A 17596-nucleotide genomic window follows, 5' to 3' on the forward strand; every position below is an offset into this window, starting at 1 on the left:
GGGGGGATGAATCATGGAAATCGTGTCACAGCGGTCGATACCGCCTGTCGTGTACGTACCGATCGATGGTCAGGATCACGAGGGCAGAGCCGGGATCGCGCTGCTCCGCCTCACGACAGGGCAACTCGCCGTCGCGGCGTACTCGGCCCTCGATCGGCTCGAGACGGCGATGGGCGCTCAGCAGGCCTGGATGCTCGTTCGGACTCCGGATCTGGAAGAGCAGGCGTCCGCGATGAACATCACACGGATCCTCATGGATCCGCGTCCGGATGCGCAGCCGCAGCGCCGAGGCGGCCTGCGATGACGAGGATCGAGGTCGACACCACCGAGGTCCGCTTCGCCGCATCGCAGTTGCAGGATGCTGCCGAGATGCTCGGGGCAGCGACGCACAGCGTGCCCGAATCGGTCGATGCCGGGGAGGGCTCGCAGCCGATTGCGGATGTCCTCGGTCGGATCAGCCAATGGACCGGGCTGCTCGCCGGAGTGCACAGCGACATCGCCGGACTGCTGGAAGACATCGCCGCCCGCGTCATCGACGACGAGGAGACCGTGTCCGAGGCGCTGGAGGGCATCTCGTCCGAACTCGGTGATTCCTGATGGCCGGCTCGTGCGTCATCGAGGTGGGCGGGAGCCCCTCCGCGATCCGCAGCGCGGCGGAATGGCTCCGGCATAAGGCAGAGGCGGCGGCCCATGAGGCCGACGTGATCGACGGCATCATCGCGACCTCGTCGTACTCCTACTGGCAGGGGAGGGCGGGGGACGCGTTCAACGAACTCGTCGGCCAGATGGTCGCACCCGCTCGCGAGGTGGCCGACTTTGCCGGGCCCTTCGCCGAGACACTGCACGTGTTCGCGGGCAAGGTCGAGCGCATGCAGGAGAAGTTCGAAGGTTTCCTGGTCCATGCGGCCGACGTGGGCCTCGCGGTGGCGGGTACCACCGTCTTCGCGCCCACCTGGTCGGGGGTCGTCCCGCAGAGCGACGCAGACGAATCCTGGAGCGAATGGCGTGAGTACCAGAAGCGCCTTCGCGAGTACGAACGCATCCAGAACGACGTGGTGCTCTGGCATGGCGATCACAAAGCCTGGATCTACACGAACCTCGTCGGGTTTGCGGCGGGGCTTCCGGCGGAGTCCCAGGCGCAGGAACTGAACGACCTGATCCGTTCGGTTGCGGGTCTCGGCTTCCCCGCCGCCAACAAGTACCTCGACGTGCGGTGGGAGCAGAAGATCGCGAACCTGACTTTCAAGGCCGAGGGATTCGCGTTCGCCGCAGACGAGATGTCGCGGAGATCGTACGCCTCGGGAGATCCGGCGCTCCGGGCGAGGCTGCTGGACGCCATCAAGGCGGGAACCCCCGAGCAGTTCCACGGCATGGCCGAGAAGCTCGGCTCGGTGGCGGAGGTCACCAAGACACTGCGCAGCGTCCTCGACACGGTCGGCGGACCCGCCGTCGACATCGGCCTCGGAGCCTGGGCGATCGCGGACGGGAAGGAACCCGTCGATGTGGTGGTCGAGTGGGCCGCCGGGCTCGGAGCCATGGGTATCGCGGGTGCGCTCATCGCTGGCGCCTCCATGCCGATTTGGGGACCCCCATTGATCGTCGGCGGAGTCGGTATTGTCGGGGGGAACGTCGCAGGCGGCATCTGGGAATCTACGCCAGTCTCTTGGCGTAGCGGGATTTACGAGTTCACCGAGGACGGGTACATCGTCGTCGGGGATGTGGGGGAGCAGATCGGCGACTGGTTCGCTGACCGTTCTGTGGATCTCGGGCAGTGGATCAAGTGAAGGCGGTCCCTGTGAGGGGCAGACATCGGGAGTGCGCGTGACGGATCGGGTTCGGCTCGACGAGTACATCGGAAGAGCGGTGCCGAAGGAGCGACGGAACGGCCCCCGAAAGGAACCTCCGGCCTGGGCGCCCATCGGGTGGGCCGTGCTCGTGATTGCCGCCGTGATCACCGTTCTCTCGATCAACCATCCGTTGTTCTATGGATTCGTCGCGAGCCTGATCGTCGCTGGAGGTTTCGGAATCGCCCTGGATCGTCGCATTTCCCCCTGGGTCGCTGGCTACATCGACGCCGAAGTCGACCCTATGGCTGTCGTCTTCCCGAGCCAGCGACGTGCGGTGTGGCTTGCGGTCATGTTCCTGGGAGGCATGGTGACGGCGGGCTTCTTCTTCGTCGCCACTCTTCTGGCTGGCGTCGAGATCACCCGTTTCTACTCTGCGTATGGTGTTGTCGTCGCCTTCTGTATCGCGTATGCGGTGTGGGCGCTGTGGACGGTGTCGCGCTGGGTGGAGGTGCGCCTCGATGCGGAGGGGGTCTCGGCCAGCGGTCCTCTGCGTCGCGCGGTGACGATCCCCTGGAGTTCTGTCGTGACTGCTTTCGCGCCGGGTCAGAAGCTCGTTCTGGCGACGGTCAGTGGTCCGGTGGAGTGGCCGGTGCGTCAGCTGTTGTCGGATCCGGATGTGGTGGCGGAGATCATCACGCGCTGTTCGGAGGTTCCGGGGGCGGATGCCGCGACCGCGCGCGCGGTCATCGACAGCCTGATCGCGGAGAAGCGCCCGCTGCGCTGAATCAGACCTTGTCGTCGCCCGACGGGGCGCCGTCGACGGCCTCATCCTCGGCGTCGGCATCCGCCTGACCGGCGGAGGCGCGGCTCTCGCGCCGCTCGTGCAGGCTCGCGGAGGCATCCGTGAGCGGTGTGCGCAGGAACAGCATCGAGATGCTCATGCCGATGAGGGCGGCGAAGATCGCGGCGAGCCACCAGTACTCGCGGAAGATCGGGAAGAAGAACCAGAAGACGGCCAGCGGGACGAGGAATGCCAGCAGCCGCAGCACGGTGTAGACGAGGAGAGGTGCGGGCTTCTTCTTCACCCCTCCAGTGTACGTTCGCCGCACAGGGGGTCCGCGCCGTCAGCGCGAGATGCCGAGGTGTGCGAACGGGATGCCGCGCACCACCCGACGCCACGGGTGCTCCCCGAGCGACCAGAGCAGTCCGGCATCGAGGTCGAGTGCCAGATCTTCGCAGCCGACAGGGAGCGGGACGCAATCCCTCTCCAGCGTCGAGCGTCCGCCTCTCCACAGTGCGCCGGGACGAAGGTGGTCGGACTGCGACACGAAGTACTGATCCCCCCAGCGCACGGCCCCCTGCATGCTGCCGATGCCGGGGGAGAACCGGTCCTCCTCGACGAAGCCGCCGTCGGCGCCCTCGGGGATGGCGAACTCGCCGATCCTCCCGCTGTCGTCCGTGCGGTGCTCGCCGATCAGCACGCGGCGGAGGGGAGCGCCGTCGTCGTCGAACACCCGCCCGAGGTACGAGCAGCGCAGCGTCACGGGGTGCACCCGGGTGCGCACCGCGACGAGTGCGGTCGCACGTCCCCCGCGGGAACGGGATCCGGCGAGGTGTCGGGCGAGCGCACCGCCGACCTCGCGGATGTCGGACAAGTCGAACTCCCAGATGCCGCGCCCCGTCGCCGCCACGAACATCCGATCGCCGAACCAGGCGAGCCCGCCGGCGTGGATCGGAGCCGGCTGCAGTTCGCCGTCTTCATCGGCCACCGCGAGGAGGACGTCCAGGTGACGTGAGCGCTCCAGGTCGACGAGCGTCACGCGGGAGGCGAGGTGCGTGCCCGAGAGCTCCTGCCGGAACCAGCTCACGGCGAGGGTGCGTCGGCCGCGCCACATCCCGAGGTCGATGCCCTGCGGGTACCAGCGTCTGGTCCAGGTCCGGGCGCTGAGCCATCGCAGATCGACGGTGTTGCGCCGACGCTGCCGCACCGGGCGCCAGGTCGATCCGAAGGGCCAGAGCATGTCCCCATCGTCGCCGATGCGCGACTCGTGTGCGAACTGGAGTCGTGATCGTCGATCAACATCGGGTGGTCTCGCAGGATCGAGTCGACTGACATGTATCATGTTACAAGCGTCGTGTTCCCCTCGGGATCGAGCACGACGACGAAGAACGTCTCGGGACCGGCTGATGGGGGTCAGTCGGCCACGTGGCACGCGAGGTCGCATCGGCGATCTCGCACCCGAACGTCTCACGTTCGGCAGTGCGAAGCACTGGGAGGTGTGGCTCCGTTCGGGTGCGGAGCCACACCGCAGTGCCCGACGCCCGCGGATCGGCCGACACCGGTCGTTCACCTTCGCGTCGCCATCCGGCAACGACCACCTGGCACCATTCCCGGACACCATCCGTCTCCGGGAGTTCCGTGCGCACACCCCTCGTCACCGTCATCCTGCCCGCCAAGGACGCCGGCGAGTACATCGGGACGGCGCTCGAGACGCTCACCCGGCAGTTCGACGATGCCGGTGCGGTCAAGCTCGTCGCGATCGACGACGGCTCGAGCGATGACACAGGCGCGCTCATGCGGCAGTATGCGGAGAGGTTCGCACATGCCGAGGTGCTGCGGAACCCGAGCGCGCGTGGCCTCGCGAGTGCCCGCAATCAGGGTCTCGTCCACGTCGAAGGCGAGGCGTTCTGCTTCCTCGACGGCGATGACTGGCTGCAGCCGCGGCGCCTCGACGTGCTGGTGGCGCGACTGCGGGAACTCGACTGCGACTTCCTGCGAACCGACCACGTCACGGTCACCGGCTCGCAGCGGGCACTCGTGCGCGCACCCCACCCCTGGCGAGACCGCGCTCTCTCGCCCCGGGAGGCGATCCTGCCCGAGAACGAGGCGACGATGGTCGACTACCCGTTCGCCTGGGCGGGGATCTTCCACCGCCGCGTCATCGACGGCGGTCTCGCCGAGTTCCGGGAGGGACTGCACACGGCGGAGGACCGTCCGTGGATCTGGCGCCTCCACCTGCAGGCCCGCTCGTTCGCGGTCATCGACGCCCCGGCGCTGCTCTATCGGCGGGGAGTATCCACGTCGCTCACGCAGGTGCGGGACCGTCGCCAGCTCGACTTCGCCCGAGCGATGGACGAGGTCATCTCCGTGGTCGCGCAGGACCCCCAGGCGGAGCGGTTCCTGCCGAAGGTCGTGTGGACGGCGCTCGCCCTCAGCTCCCATCACCTGGTGCGTGCCCGCCGGATGCGCCCGCAGCTGCGCGCGGAGATGCGGACCGGGATCCGCGACATGCTCGGGCGGCTCCCGGCAGATGATGTGAGCGCGGTGCTGGGGCGTTTCGATGGGCCGCGGCGTCGGGTCCTGGCGCGCATCCTCCGGCAGGCGGGGCGCGCGGCATGACGCAGATCTTCGCGGTGCACAGCGCCTATGGACTCGCGACCGCAGCGGCGGCGCTCGACGCCGGACTTCTCGACCCGGCCGGCGGTGTCGCCGAGCGCATCCTCGTGCCGTTCACCTCGTCGCGGGTGCCCGAGACCGCGATCGGACTCGCGGTCGATCCGGTGCTGGTCTCGCTGCGCGCGAGGTTCGACCGCATCGAGCCCCTCGAAGATCTCCTCGGACCGCTGCATCCGAGCGCGTGGCAACCGGCGGATGCCGATCTCCCGATGCTCGAGCGTCTGCTCGCGCGCGCGTGGCACCTCGACCCGCACGGCCTCGAGCTGTTCGTGCAGAGCCCGCAGGTCGCGCCGGCCCGCACCCTGATGACGCTGTTCCCGCGGGCACGGATCACGATCGTCGGCGACGGGCTCATGACGTACTCGCCGATGCGGGTGCGGTTGCCGTATGCGGTGGCGGCGCGAGTGGAGCGCGTCGTGCACGCCGACGTCGTGCCGGGGGTGCGGCCTCTCGTCGGGTCGCCCGCCGCCGAGATCGTGCCGGTGCCGCCGGCATCCTTCGCCGCGGTGCTGCGGGAGACGGATGCCGGTGCAGCGGACTTCGAAGGCGACGGCGTATCGACTGTGCTCGTGCTCGGGCAGTACCTCTCGGCACTCGGTCTGGTGACGCCCGCAGAGGAGATCGAGTTGCAGAGGCGGCTGATCGATCGCGCGGCGCGTTGGTCCCCGCAGTGCATCGTCTTCAAGCCGCACCCCGCGGCACCACCGCTCGTGACGGCGGCGGTCCGCGCCAGAGCGACCGCGCACGGCGTCGACTTCATCGAGTATCGAGGCACGCTGGCGGCGGAGATGCTCGCAGAACGGCTCGATGCCGTGGCCGTCGTCGCGGGCTTCTCGACGGCGCTGCCGACCGTGCGCACGCTCTTCGGTCGGGCGATCGGTTCGGCCGGAAACGACACGGTGCTGGCCGCGCTGACACCGTTCGAGAACAGCAACCGGATCCCCGCGACCCTGGTCGACGCACTCACCCGCGATGCGACCCCCTATGCCGATCCTGCACGCCTGCAGCTGCTGATCGACGCGGTCGGATACGCCATGCAGCCCGAGGTCGCCGGTCATCTCCGTGCTCGTGCCGAAGAGCTGCTGGTGACTCTCGACGCGGACGAACGCGGTCGCTACTTCACCCCGCAGCGCCTCGCGGAGCTGCGCTTGCCCGGCGCGCCGGCCGAGGGGGCTCTGCGACGGGTCCTGCGTCCTGCCGGGGGAGTGGGCATGGTCGAAGAGTGGAGACTCTCCGCGATCGGCGCGGGGCGACGGGTGGCACGGGCGTGGCGCGCGATACGGGGACGATGACGAAGACGATGACGAGGATGTGGATGATGGACCAGGGCAGCGGCACGACGGTGGCGATCATCCCCGCGCGTGGTGGGTCGAAGCAGGTGCCGAGGAAGAATCTCGAACGGGTCGGCGGGGTGCCGCTGGTCGAGCGCGCCGTCCGCGCGGCGGCCGCAGCATCCGGCATCGATCTGGTCGTGGTCTCCACCGACGACGAGGAGATCGCGGCGGTCGCCGCGGCTGCCGGTGCCCGCGTCGTCCGCCGTCCCGCGGAGCTCTCCGGAGATACGGCGACGTCGGAGAGCGCGATCCTGCACGCCCTCGACGAACTCGAAGCGGGCGGTCTGCGGGTCGAGATCGTCGCTTTCCTGCAGGCGACGTCGCCGTTCATCCCCCGTGACGCGCTCGCCGCCGCGGTCGAGGACGTGCGGGCCGACCGCGCCGACAGCGTCTTCTCGGCCCAGGAGACCTTCGGGTTCCTGTGGCGTGAGGACGAAGGCGGCGCCGCGGTCGCGATCAACCACGAGGCCGCGCGTCGCCTCCGCCGACAGGACAGGGAACCGCATCACCTCGAGACCGGAGCGTTCTACGTGTTCCGCGCGGCAGGCTTCCGCGAGAGCAGACACCGCTTCTTCGGGCGGATCCGCCTCGCCCCGGTGCCCGGATGGACCGCGATCGAGATCGACGACGAGGATCAACTCCGGGTCGCGCGAGCTCTCGCGGCGCGGCACGAGGTCGCGCCGCCGATCCCGGTCCGTGCGGTCGTGACGGACTTCGACGGGGTGCACACCGACGACACCGCGATCATCGACGCCGACGGAGGGGAGCGGGTGCGGGTCAGCCGTGAGGACGGGATGGGCGTCGCCCTGCTGCGCCGGGCCGGGGTGCCGCTGCTGATCCTGTCGACCGAGGTGAATCCGGTGGTCCGCGCCCGTGCCGACAAGCTCAGGGTGCCCGTGCTGCACGGCATCGACGACAAGGAGACGGCACTGCGGCACTGGGCGCGGGAGATCGACGTGCCACTCGCCGAGATCGCCTACCTCGGCAACGACGTCAACGACCTCCCGGCCATGCGGATCGTGGGCTGGCCGATCGCCGTCGCGAACGCGCACCCCTTGGTGCGCGAGGAGGCGCGCGTTGTGCTGCGGCGGCGAGGCGGCGAGGGAGTCGTACGCGAACTGATCGAGCGGGTGTTGTCGAGCTGACCGACGCCGGTAACCCCGGCGTTGCGCGGCGTTCACACGCGGCCCGTACTCAGGAGGGAGGGGAGTTGCACCCACGCTCGACGACCGGAGGAATCATGACTGTCAGCATCGGCTCACGGGTGATCGGCGGTGGGCGTCCCGCCTACGTCATCGCCGAGATCGGACTGAACCACAACGGCGACGTCGACATCGCCAAGCGGCTCATCGACGTCGCGGCCCGCGCCGGTGCGGACGCCGTGAAGTTCCAGAAGCGCACGCCCGAGATCTCCACCCCGGAGCACATGCGCGACGTCCCGCGCGAGACGCCGTGGGGCCTCATGAGTTACCTCGACTACCGGCGGCGCGTCGAGTTCGGCCGCGACGAGTATGTCGAGATCGGCGACCATGCCACGATGCAGGGCCTGGACTGGTTCGCCTCGCCGTGGGACGTCCCGAGCGTCGAGTTCCTCGAAGATCTCAACGTGGTGGCGCACAAGGTCGCCTCCGCGAGCCTCACCGACACCGAGCTGCTGGTGCGTCTGCGCGAGACCGGCAAGCCCGTCATCCTCTCCACCGGCATGTCGACCATCGAGCAGATCGACCGGGCTCTCGACACGCTCGGCACGGATCGCGTCGTGCTCATGCACGCGACCTCGACCTACCCGCTGGAGCCCGAGGAGGCGAACCTGCGGGTGATCGCGACGCTGCGCGACCGCTACCCCGGTGTGCCTGTCGGCTACTCGGGGCATGAGCGCGGACTCCAGATCTCCCTCGCCGCCGTGGCGATCGGGGCGGTGGCTGTCGAACGCCACATCACGCTGGACCGCACGATGTGGGGCTCCGACCACGCGGCCTCCCTCGAGCCGACCGGCCTCGAGCACCTGGTGCGCGACATCCGCGTGATCGAGCTCGCGACCGGCGACGGCGTAAAGCGGGTGTTCGACAGCGAGCGGGCGCCGATGGCGAAGCTGCGCCGCATCCCCGCATGAGCGCGGCCTCCGGCATCCGCGTCGTCGCGATCGCCGACGCCGATTCGTTTGTGAAATGGGCGGCGTCGCTCCTCGGATCCGTCTCGCGGGTGCGCCCGCACCTGCTGCTGGTGCGCACACCGCTCACAGCGAGCATCGAACAGCAGCGCACAGCGCTCGCCGGGACGACGCTCGCACCGGGTGACGTCACCCGCATCGGCTTCCACGAGGCGGCCGCCTGGCTGGACGGGCAGCGCCCTGACGTGGTGCTGCTCGCGGGGCGCGGACCGTTCGTCCGGCTGATGGGACGAGTCATCGACGCGCTGGCGCACCGCCCCGTCACCGTGTCGGGCCTGCCCGGCATGGCGATCCCCGCACAGCGCGGGGCCCTCGACTACCGCCGCCACACCGACCTGCTGGTCGTGCACTCCCACCGCGAGGTGCGGGCCTTCGAAGAGCTCGGCGATCGCATCGGCGTGCACCTGCCGACGGCCCTCGCGACGCTCCCGTTCGCGCGGCGGAGGCAGCGGATGCTGAGGCCGGAACGGATCCGCGAGGTGGCTATGGTCGGTGGCGATGGCCGTGGCCGTGGCAGCGTCGCCGTCGTCGAACGTCCGGCTCCGACCGCGCCGACCGCGCCGGTGCGGAGGCCGGCCACAGACATCGTCTTCGCCTCCCAGGCACTCGTGCCTGTCGGGCGGGAGGAGCGCGCCGAGATCGCGGCGATGCTGGTGCGGGCGGCTGAGGCCGAGCCGACGCGGCGTGTGGTGGTGAAGCTGCGGTCGCGGCCGGGGGAGTCGGAGACGCATCTCGAACGCGAGCCCTATGCGGATCTGCTGCCGTCACGTCTGCCGGACAACCTCGTGTTCTGCTACGGCTCGATGGCCGACGCGCTGGAGACGGCAGCCGGCCTCGTCACCGTGAGCTCGACGGCGGCGATCGAGGCCACGGCGCTGGGCGTGCCCGTGATCGCGCTCGACTCGTTCGGGGTGAGCAAGAGTCTTCTGAACACCGTGTTCGTGGGAAGTGGCCTGCTCGGCGGTCGCAGCGAGGTCGTGGCCGGGCGCTTCCGGCATCCGCATCCCGACTGGCTGCGCGACAACTACTTCCACCCCGAAGCCGAGTCGACGTGGTGGGAGCGGGTGGAGCAGCTCGTCGCCCTGCGTCGTTCGGGCGCGCTCCCTGTCCGTCGTGTGCCCGCGGCCCGCGGCGGGCCGCTGCACGAGGCCTGGCATCGGGCGAGCGTTCTCGGCGCCGAGGATCGCACGGTCCAGGGTGCGGTCGCGCTCGCCGTCGGAGCCCCCGCGACGCGGACGCTCGCGGCGCTGCGCCGACGCCGCAGGCCTTCGGACGGCGGCACCTGGTCTGACGCCTCGACCGACTACACGCTCGAACCGAACCCGTTCGACGACTCCATCCGTCGCTGAGGGGCAGGGGCCGGCGCGACCTGCTCCGTATCCGCACGCGCGAAAGCCCGACGAGACGAAAGCCCAGACGAGACGAACCGCCATCGGGGTGTCGCGGCAGGCCACGCCGACGGTGCGCCGCTGCGTCTGGGTTTTCGCCCTGAGCGGCGCACCGTCGGATCGGATCAGTTGCTCCGGCGGATGCTCCTGACCCCCACGATCAGCCCGACCACCGCGACCGCGAGAGCGGAGACCCAGCCCCAGAGCACGGTCACATCTCCCAGGTCTCCCGCGAACAGCGCGCGCTCAGCCTGAACCACCCAGTTCACGGGGTTGACCGAGGCGACGACCTGCATCCATTCGGGGGCTGCGTCCAGCGGCAGCAGCATGCCGGAGAGGATCAGTAGCGGGAATATCAGCGACTGCTGCACGCCCCAGAACAGCCACTCCCGGTCCTTCGTCGCGAGCGCGAGCGAGTATGACAGCGAGCCGAGGCCGACGCCGAACACGGCCAGCAGCGCGAGTCCGATGAGCAGCCCGGGGATGTCGGCCGCGAAGCCGAACGGCCAGGCGATCAGCACGATCACCAGTGCCTGCACGACGATCGGCGCGATCTCCTTGAGGGCGCGTCCGACCAGCAGTGAAGAACGGGCGAGCGGGGCGACCAGGGTGCGCTCGTGCGAGCCCGTCATCATCTCGTACTGCAGGTTCGACCCGGTCGACCCGGTCCCGAACAGCACGATCATCACCAGCACACCCGGTACGAACCAGGCGAGCGTCTCACCGGCCGGCTGCCCCGAGTCGCCGATCAGGAGGGGCGCGAACAACCCGAGGAAGATGAGCGGCTGCAACAGGCTGAAGATCAGCGTGAACGGGTCGCGCAGCACGGGCTTGAGTTCGCGGGTCAGTACGTTCCTGGTGTCGCGCGCGAGATTCGGGCGCACGAGCGTGTCGTTGGTGATCATGAGAGGACTCCTGTCGTGCTGTTCTCGGAAGCGGTGCGGGTGTCGGCAGGGGCGGCGGATTCGGATGCTTCGCCCGCGGCATCCGCTCCTTCGCCGGCTTCGCGCAGCGTGCGCCCGGTAAGCGCGAGGAAGACGTCGTCGAGCGTGGGTGGAACACCGGTTGCACGACGGACGAGGATGCCCGCGGCGTCGAGCTCGCGCACGATCACGGGCAGCAGCCGGTCGCCGTCCTGCACCGCGACCGAGACCGAGGCGTCATAGACGGCGACCTCGGCGGAGCTGAGCCGGGCGACCACGGCGCGGGCGCTCGCCGCCTCGGCGGCATCCGCGAATCCGAAGGTCAGCACGTCGCCGGCGAGCGTCGCCTTGAGGGAGGCGGCGTCGTCGTCGGCGATGATGCGGCCCTTGTCCATGACCATCACGCGTTCGGCGTAGCGGTCGGCCTCTTCCAGGTAGTGCGTGGTGAGGAAGACCGTGGTGCCGTGCTGGGTGCGCAGGTCGAGGATGTGCTCCCAGAGGTTCGCACGACTCTGCGGGTCGAGTCCGGTGGAGGGCTCGTCGAGGAAGATGAGGGGCGGAGCGTGCATGAGCCCGAGCGCGATGTCGAGTCGGCGCTTCTGCCCGCCGCTCAGCTGCTGCACGCTGCGGGTCGCGAAGGATGCGAGATCGAGCGACTCGATCAGTTCGTCCGCCCGTCGCACACTGTCCCGTCGCGACATCCCGTAGAACGCGCCCTGGCTCAGCAGCTCGTCACGCACCCGCTGCGAGAAGCTGCCGCTCGTGAGCTGTCCGACGTAGCCGATGCGGGCACGGACCCCTGCAGCGTCGGTGCGGATATCGTGCCCGACGACCTTCGCGCGCCCCGAGGTTGGCGGGATGAGGGTGGTGAGCATCCGCAGGGTCGTCGACTTTCCGGCGCCGTTCGGCCCGAGGAAGGCGACGAGTTCTCCGCGCACGGCGGTGAAGGAGACGTCGGTCACGGCGTGCACCGGCGTCTTCTTGACGGTGAAGACCTTGGTCAGGCCTTCGGTCTCGATGAGGGATTCGTTCATGCGAGTGAGCGTAGAAAAGTATGCGGACAGATCCTGTCCGCATACTCTGGCAAACTGAGATGCATGACCGACACCACCTCTCGCGCCCTCGCTCTGCTCAACCTGCTGCAGACGCACCGGCACTGGCCGGGCACCGAGCTCGCCACCCGGCTGGGCGTGACCGAGCGCACCGTGCGCCGCGACGTCGACCGGCTGCGCGAGCTCGGCTACCGGGTGGAGTCGACCCCGGGTGTGGCCGGCGGCTATCGACTGGAGGCCGGGAGTGCCGTGCCACCGTTGCTGCTCAACGACGATGAGGCCGTGACCATGGCGATCGGGCTGCGCGTCGCCGCCACGCAGCAGCTCGTCGGCGGGCCCGAGGTCACACTGACCGCGCTCGCGAAACTCGAACAGGTGCTGCCCTCCGCGCTGCGGCAGCGGGTGAACGCGCTCGCCGCCTCGGTGCAGGCGCCGCGCATCGGGGACGCCCCCGTCGTCTCGCCGGAAGTGCTCGGGGAGATCGCCCTCGCCACCCGTGACACCGAGCGGCTGCGCCTGCGGTATGTGGATGCGGAGCGACAGGAGAGCGTCCGCCGTGTCGAGCCGCACGCCCTGGCACCCGCCGGTCGCAAGTGGTTCCTGCTGTGCTGGGATCTCGACCGCGAGGACTGGCGCACGTTCCGGGTCGATCGCATCACCGCTGTCGAGCACACGCGCGTGCTGTTCCCGAGGCGCGACATCACGGAGGAGGAGATCGAGCAGCGCGTGCTGATCGCCTCGTCATGGTCTCCGCAGAAGGTCGAGGCGGCCGCCGTGATGGAGCTGCCGCTCGACGAGATGCAGGAGCGGTTCGGGCCGTGGTGGCAGGGCGCGACCGCCGTGGGCGCGGACCGCACGCGCTGGCCCGTCGGCGGCTCCGACTGGCGTGAGGCGATGTACGGGCTGCTCTGGATTCCTGAGGGGATCGAGTACACCGTGGCCCTGCCGGAGCCGCACCGCGCCGAGCTCCGCGAAGCCGTCGGGCGGCTGCTGCGCGCCCTCGACACCCCGGAGCCCGATGACGCCGAGTGACCGGCTTCCGTCATCCTCAGACTCATAGGGTTATCCCAGGCAACGGTCCTGGTGGGAAAGATCACGGCCGGGTAACGTCATTCCCATCGCGGCGATCCGGGCGGTCCCGGGCCTCAGCTCATATCTGACGGCGTTGCGGGTTCGACTCCCGCCGTCGCGTCCACTTCAGGTGCCCCAGCTCCGCTTGCGCTGCAAGCCATTCGCTGCTGGATCAGGGACGGCTCAGCGCTGGGCTCGCTCATGGGCAGAGCCTATGCTCGGACCTCGTCGGAGCCGGAAGGATTGATGAAGGCGGGGGCCGCAGGCCGTGTCCGAACCGTAGCCAGGCGACGCCGGCGCCGCGGGCCACGTCCGGCCCGAAGCGCTCCGCCTCGGGGATGATGAAGGGGTGACCTCCTCCATCCTCCCGCCGTGGCCGGCGGCAGCGCCCTCGCACGGCCGGGTGGCCCTCCGCTCGGTCCAGGAGAGCGATATCGCGATGGCGCGTGAGCTGTCGACCGACCCCTATGTGCCGCTCGTCGGTTCGTTGCCCGCTCAGGCCAGCAATGCCGACGCCCTGGCCTGGGTGAGACGCCAGCAATCACGCCACGAGGAGGGCGCCGGATTCTCTTTCACCGTCGTCGACTCGCGGGCGGGCACGTCCGTGGGGCACTGCGGGCTCTGGCTCACGGAGCTCGAGAGCGGGCGTGCGACCGCAGGCTACGCGATCGTCGAGTCGGCTCGCGGGCACGGGTACGCGGCTGACGCGCTCACGGCTCTCACGCTGTTCGGTTGGACGATCCCCTGCCTGTTCCGCATCGCGCTCTGCATCGAGCCGTGGAATGCGGCCTCGCTTCGCACCGCTGAGCGGGCCGGCTACGTGAGGGAAGGCCTCATGCGTCGTCATCAGGAGATCGGCGGACGGCGTCGCGACATGCTCCTGTACGCTGCGATCCGCCCGGAGCAGTGACGCGTCGGCCGAGCGTCCAGCGCCGGGTAGCCCTCCGCTCGTCCGACCGTCGAGCTCGTCGAGCCCGTCGAGCCCGTCGTGATCGACATGCGTCGCGCGACAGACGGTTCTCGCGTTGCCGGACATGTACATGTCGAAGGCTCTTTTGAGGAAGGACTGACATGGACACGACAGATCACGATGAGCTCGATCAGGTCTTGCGAAGCCTCGCGGCTCCGACGACGCAGATCACCCCGGCCGTGGAGGACGAGCTGGCGTCGTTGACGATCGCCACCCGGCGGGCCGTGCGCCCGAATGCGCGCCAGCGCGCCTGGCGGCTCGCACTGACTGCCGGGATTCCGGTCGTGACGGTGTTCGGGATCGGTACGGCCGCGATGGCGACGGGACTGTGGGAGCCGTGGGCGCAGACACCCGACGGGACGTTCACGTACACACTGCCCAGCGGCATTACGTGTGAGAACCGCGTCGGGGATCTCCGTTCTGAGAATCCCGACATTCAGCGTGCAGTCCAGGACATCTTTGCGACCATGGACGTCGTCGCCGCGTCGGATGTCGCCGCAAGGAACGAGCGGCTACTCACCGAGGACTCGGCCCGGGACTACGCGCAGGCCCTGGTGGACGGCGGTGCGCCCGGCCACAGCACGATCGAGGACGTGATCTATGGAATGGCCGTGCGGACAGCCGTACTCGAGACCGTGGAGGAAGAACTCGTCGAGCGAGGATTCTCGCCGTCTGATGAGCGCGACATGCTCTCGACCCGTGGGCAGTGGCTGTGCGGGGAGGGGACCCCGTGAGCCGTCGCGGCATGAACGAGCGTCAGTCCCGCGGCGTCGACCATATCTCGACGAACTCCGCGGATCTTCTCGCGTACTTCGAACATCGGGCCCGTGGCGCTGAAGCGGCCGACCTGCTGTCAGAGACGATGGCGACAGCATGGCGCCGTGTCGACGCCATGCCTGAAGACTCCACCCACGCAAGGATGTGGCTGTTCGGAATCGCACGAAACGTCCTCGCGAATGCGGCGCGGGGCGCGCAACGGCGATGGAAGCTCGCCGACCGACTCCGCGCTCACCTCGTGACAGCCGCGCCACCCGACGATGACCAGCGCGCGGTCGAGGTACGCGACGCCGTGAGCCGGCTCCCCCCAGACCTGCGCGAACTGATCGGCCTCATCCACTGGGACGGATTCAGCATCACCGACGCAGCCGGGATCATCGGCATCCCCGCATCGACCGCACGGACCAGATATCAGACCGCCCGGCGACAACTCGCACGATCCTTGGACCCCGTCGGCCCAGCATCCGACGGCGGGAACGCCTGACGTCCCATCTCGGACGCACGGGATGCGCGCCGCAAGGGTTCACCTCGACCGGGCGACTGGACCCTTGCGGCCGTGGAACCTTCCCTCTAGCTTTCGGACATGACGAACGTGTGCGGAGCCGGTCGAGTGGCTGGCCCATGTCCCGACTGACGCAGACGCTGATCCCGACGTCGCAGCGACCGACGGCCGAGGCGCTGGACGATGCCCTCGCCCTGAGCGTCGGCGACACCCTCAGCAAGCGCACCGGGTTCCTCATCATGCTCACGCTCTCGGGCATGATCGCGATCGCGGGAGTGCTGACCGACTCGACCGCGACGGTGATCGGGGCCATGATCATCGCCCCGCTCGGCACGCCGATCCTCGGCATCGCGTGGGGCATCGTCACCGGTCACCTCCGGCTGGTCGTGTCGTCGATCCTGTGGGTGCTCAGCGGGGTCGGCATCGTCATCGCCCTCGGATTGGTGTTCGCGGTCTTCGTCGCGACACCGGAGAGTCTGTCCACCAACTCGCAGGTGATCGGACGCACCTCGCCGAGCCTGATGGATCTGATGGCAGCGCTCGCGACCGGGTTCGCCGGGGGCTTCGCGATGTGCCGTAAAGACCTCAGTGCGGTGCTGCCGGGGGTGGCGATCGCGATCTCTCTCGTGCCGCCGCTCGGAGTGGTCGGCGTGTGCGCGGGGCAGGGGCAGTGGCCGGAGGCGCTCGGCGCGCTCGTCCTCTTCCTCTCGAACGTCTTCGCCCTCGTGATCGCCGGCAGCATCGTGTTCACGATGGCCGGGTACGCCCGCGATCCTGGATCCTCGCCCACCGCCAACCGGCGCCGCGCCTACGCGATCGTCGCGACTCTGGGCCTCATCGTCGCGGTGCCTCTCGCTGCGAACTCGATCGCCTCGATCGCCGTCGCCCGCTGGTCGGTCGACATCCAGAACACGACAGCCGACTGGCTCGACGGTGAGACGGATGGACACATCCATGGTGCCGTGCAGTGGAGCGGGCTGACGGCGACCATCTCTCTCACGACGCCCGACGGATCGACCCCGCCGCTCGCGGAGCTTCGGGAGGAGGTCGCGAAGTCGATCCCCTCCTACATCGGCGTCATCGTCGACGTCGGCCAGGGCACGGAGCTGACGGTGCAGTGAGCGGCATCCCGACGATGCTCCGGTCGCACTTCCTGGCGCACTGTCCCCGCGGGAGCGACAGAAAGTGCGACCGGAACGCCGGGGAGGAGCACCTCACAACCCCAACTGGTCCAGCCGCTCTTCGAAGCGCACCTGCACGTCCTCCGGCTCGTCGTCCGTGGCCTCGGCCCAGATCGCATCCAACTCCTTCTGCACCGAGTCGGGCAGGGCAGCGAACTTCTCGTCCCAGGCGGCGACCGGCGTCCAGTAGCCGACGACCTTGAAGCGAGTCGCGGGCAGGGCGAGCTCCTTGCGCAGATACTTGCGCACATCGCGCAGCGCCACGGTCTCGCCGGCCACCCACACGTAGCCCTCGTCGAGGGGGAGCCGGTCGTCGACGACGCCGCGCACGAGCGGGCCGAGCGCGCTGGGGCCATGTCCGTTTCCGCCGACCACCCAGGTGACCTCGACGTCAGGGCCGACGTCCAGCGGGATCCGGTCGGCCTCGCTCGGCACCTCGAGCACGACACGTGTGCGCACACCCTCCGGTGCCTCGGCGATGATGCGCGCCACGGCCGGAAGCCCGGTGAGGTCGGCGACGAGCACCTGCCACGTGATGCCCTCCGGCGGAGAATACAAGCCGGTGGGGGAGTTGAGCCCGAGCACGTGCCCCGGTTCCGCACGGGCGGCCCAGGGGCCTGCGACACCCGCCTCGTGGATCACGAAGTCGATGTCGAGCTCGCCGGCATCCGGGCGCACGCCGCTGATCGTGTACGTGCGCATCGGTGCCTCGGGCGCTCCGTCCGGTGTCTCCCACCAGTCGCCCGCCGGCACGGGCAGCGAGACGTCCTTCGGGTCTTCGCCGTGCGGGAAGAACACCCGCACGTATTCGTCGCCGATGCCGGTGCTGAGGAAGTCGGCGACCCCCTCGCCGCCGAGGGTGACGCGCACCAGGGCCGGGGTGAGGGTGGTCGTGCTGCTGACGATGCCGCGGTGGATGCTCACGGAGTCTCCGTCTCTGTGGTGGGGGTCTGGCCGGCGAGACCGTGGCGCTGCGCGATGTGC

19 protein-coding genes and 1 pseudogene are annotated in these 17596 nt (G+C 69.4%); 15 read left to right on the forward strand and 5 right to left on the reverse strand.

Annotation, left to right across the window (positions count from 1 at the left end; all coding sequences use genetic code 11):
* The first annotated feature begins 13 nt into the window (after positions 1 to 13).
* The 4 genes from CQ042_RS18650 to CQ042_RS18665 all read left to right on the forward strand — a co-directional run bounded on the left by CQ042_RS18650 (position 14) and on the right by CQ042_RS18665 (position 2571).
* On the forward strand, positions 14 to 304 hold the full coding sequence (locus CQ042_RS18650; protein ID WP_146115428.1) for an SAV_915 family protein: 291 nt from the start codon (positions 14 to 16) through the stop codon (positions 302 to 304).
* Positions 301 to 597, forward strand: coding sequence for a hypothetical protein (locus tag CQ042_RS18655; protein WP_105671944.1), 297 nt, complete (start codon positions 301 to 303; stop codon positions 595 to 597). The genes CQ042_RS18650 and CQ042_RS18655 overlap by 4 nt, the downstream gene beginning before the upstream one ends.
* A complete protein-coding gene (locus CQ042_RS18660) occupies positions 597 to 1784 on the forward strand; it encodes a hypothetical protein (protein ID WP_105671945.1) in 1188 nt (395 codons plus the stop codon). Before CQ042_RS18655 ends, CQ042_RS18660 begins: the two co-directional genes overlap by 1 nt.
* 151 nt (positions 1785 to 1935) lie before the next feature.
* Positions 1936 to 2571, forward strand: coding sequence for a hypothetical protein (locus CQ042_RS18665; RefSeq protein ID WP_146115429.1), 636 nt, complete (start codon positions 1936 to 1938; stop codon positions 2569 to 2571).
* A gap of 1 nt (position 2572) precedes the next feature.
* On the opposite strand, the gene CQ042_RS18670 is transcribed toward CQ042_RS18665, so the two are convergent.
* Positions 2573 to 2872: a DUF4229 domain-containing protein gene (locus CQ042_RS18670; RefSeq protein WP_105671947.1), complete on the reverse strand. Its 300-nt coding sequence runs from the start codon at positions 2870 to 2872 to the stop codon at positions 2573 to 2575.
* A gap of 39 nt (positions 2873 to 2911) precedes the next feature.
* Entirely contained in the window at positions 2912 to 3808 is an 897-nt protein-coding gene (locus CQ042_RS18675; protein WP_105671948.1) for a hypothetical protein, read from the reverse strand.
* A 398-nt stretch (positions 3809 to 4206) separates the two neighbouring features.
* Here CQ042_RS18675 and CQ042_RS18680 point away from each other — a divergent pair, with 398 nt between their 5' ends.
* The 5 genes from CQ042_RS18680 to CQ042_RS18700 all read left to right on the forward strand — a co-directional run bounded on the left by CQ042_RS18680 (position 4207) and on the right by CQ042_RS18700 (position 10097).
* Positions 4207 to 5187, forward strand: coding sequence for a glycosyltransferase family A protein (locus tag CQ042_RS18680; RefSeq protein ID WP_105671949.1), 981 nt, complete (start codon positions 4207 to 4209; stop codon positions 5185 to 5187).
* Positions 5184 to 6536, forward strand: coding sequence for a polysialyltransferase family glycosyltransferase (locus tag CQ042_RS18685; protein ID WP_105671950.1), 1353 nt, complete (start codon positions 5184 to 5186; stop codon positions 6534 to 6536). Before CQ042_RS18680 ends, CQ042_RS18685 begins: the two co-directional genes overlap by 4 nt.
* Positions 6533 to 7723 carry an acylneuraminate cytidylyltransferase gene (locus CQ042_RS18690; RefSeq protein WP_258132347.1) on the forward strand — a complete coding sequence of 397 codons (1191 nt, stop codon included), beginning with the start codon at positions 6533 to 6535 and terminating at the stop codon, positions 7721 to 7723. The genes CQ042_RS18685 and CQ042_RS18690 overlap by 4 nt, the downstream gene beginning before the upstream one ends.
* 95 nt (positions 7724 to 7818) lie before the next feature.
* Positions 7819 to 8691 carry an N-acetylneuraminate synthase family protein gene (locus CQ042_RS18695; RefSeq protein ID WP_105671951.1) on the forward strand — a complete coding sequence of 291 codons (873 nt, stop codon included), beginning with the start codon at positions 7819 to 7821 and terminating at the stop codon, positions 8689 to 8691.
* Entirely contained in the window at positions 8688 to 10097 is a 1410-nt protein-coding gene (locus tag CQ042_RS18700) for a DUF6716 putative glycosyltransferase (protein WP_105671952.1), read from the forward strand. The genes CQ042_RS18695 and CQ042_RS18700 overlap by 4 nt, the downstream gene beginning before the upstream one ends.
* Positions 10098 to 10261: 164 nt before the next feature.
* Here CQ042_RS18700 and CQ042_RS18705 read toward each other — a convergent pair whose 3' ends face one another.
* Positions 10262 to 11041, reverse strand: coding sequence for an ABC transporter permease (locus CQ042_RS18705; RefSeq protein ID WP_105671953.1), 780 nt, complete (start codon positions 11039 to 11041; stop codon positions 10262 to 10264).
* Positions 11038 to 12093 carry an ABC transporter ATP-binding protein gene (locus tag CQ042_RS18710; protein WP_105671954.1) on the reverse strand — a complete coding sequence of 352 codons (1056 nt, stop codon included), beginning with the start codon at positions 12091 to 12093 and terminating at the stop codon, positions 11038 to 11040. The genes CQ042_RS18705 and CQ042_RS18710 overlap by 4 nt, the downstream gene beginning before the upstream one ends.
* Positions 12094 to 12156: 63 nt before the next feature.
* Between CQ042_RS18710 and CQ042_RS18715 the strand changes: the two genes are divergently transcribed.
* The 6 genes and pseudogenes from CQ042_RS18715 to CQ042_RS18735 all read left to right on the forward strand — a co-directional run bounded on the left by CQ042_RS18715 (position 12157) and on the right by CQ042_RS18735 (position 16552).
* Positions 12157 to 13143, forward strand: a complete 987-nt coding sequence (locus CQ042_RS18715; RefSeq protein WP_105671955.1) for a YafY family protein — start codon at positions 12157 to 12159, stop codon at positions 13141 to 13143.
* A gap of 87 nt (positions 13144 to 13230) precedes the next feature.
* Positions 13231 to 13306, forward strand: a pseudogene (locus tag CQ042_RS20575).
* A 225-nt stretch (positions 13307 to 13531) separates the two neighbouring features.
* Positions 13532 to 14092, forward strand: coding sequence for a GNAT family N-acetyltransferase (locus tag CQ042_RS18720; protein ID WP_258132348.1), 561 nt, complete (start codon positions 13532 to 13534; stop codon positions 14090 to 14092).
* 161 nt (positions 14093 to 14253) lie between these two features.
* Complete coding sequence (locus CQ042_RS18725; protein ID WP_105671956.1) at positions 14254 to 14886, forward strand: hypothetical protein; 633 nt, start codon at positions 14254 to 14256, stop codon at positions 14884 to 14886.
* A gap of 11 nt (positions 14887 to 14897) precedes the next feature.
* The gene (locus tag CQ042_RS18730; RefSeq protein WP_105671963.1) at positions 14898 to 15413 is read left to right on the forward strand and encodes an RNA polymerase sigma factor; all 516 of its coding nucleotides are present in this window, start codon (positions 14898 to 14900) and stop codon (positions 15411 to 15413) included.
* Positions 15414 to 15550: 137 nt separating this feature from the next.
* Positions 15551 to 16552: a TIGR00341 family protein gene (locus tag CQ042_RS18735; RefSeq protein WP_105671957.1), complete on the forward strand. Its 1002-nt coding sequence runs from the start codon at positions 15551 to 15553 to the stop codon at positions 16550 to 16552.
* A gap of 93 nt (positions 16553 to 16645) precedes the next feature.
* Here CQ042_RS18735 and CQ042_RS18740 read toward each other — a convergent pair whose 3' ends face one another.
* On the reverse strand, positions 16646 to 17536 hold the full coding sequence (locus CQ042_RS18740; protein WP_105671958.1) for a siderophore-interacting protein: 891 nt from the start codon (positions 17534 to 17536) through the stop codon (positions 16646 to 16648).
* Between the last annotated feature and the right edge of the window lie 60 nt (positions 17537 to 17596).

Source organism: Microbacterium sp. MYb62, from assembly GCF_002979475.1.
GTDB lineage: Bacteria > Actinomycetota > Actinomycetes > Actinomycetales > Microbacteriaceae > Microbacterium.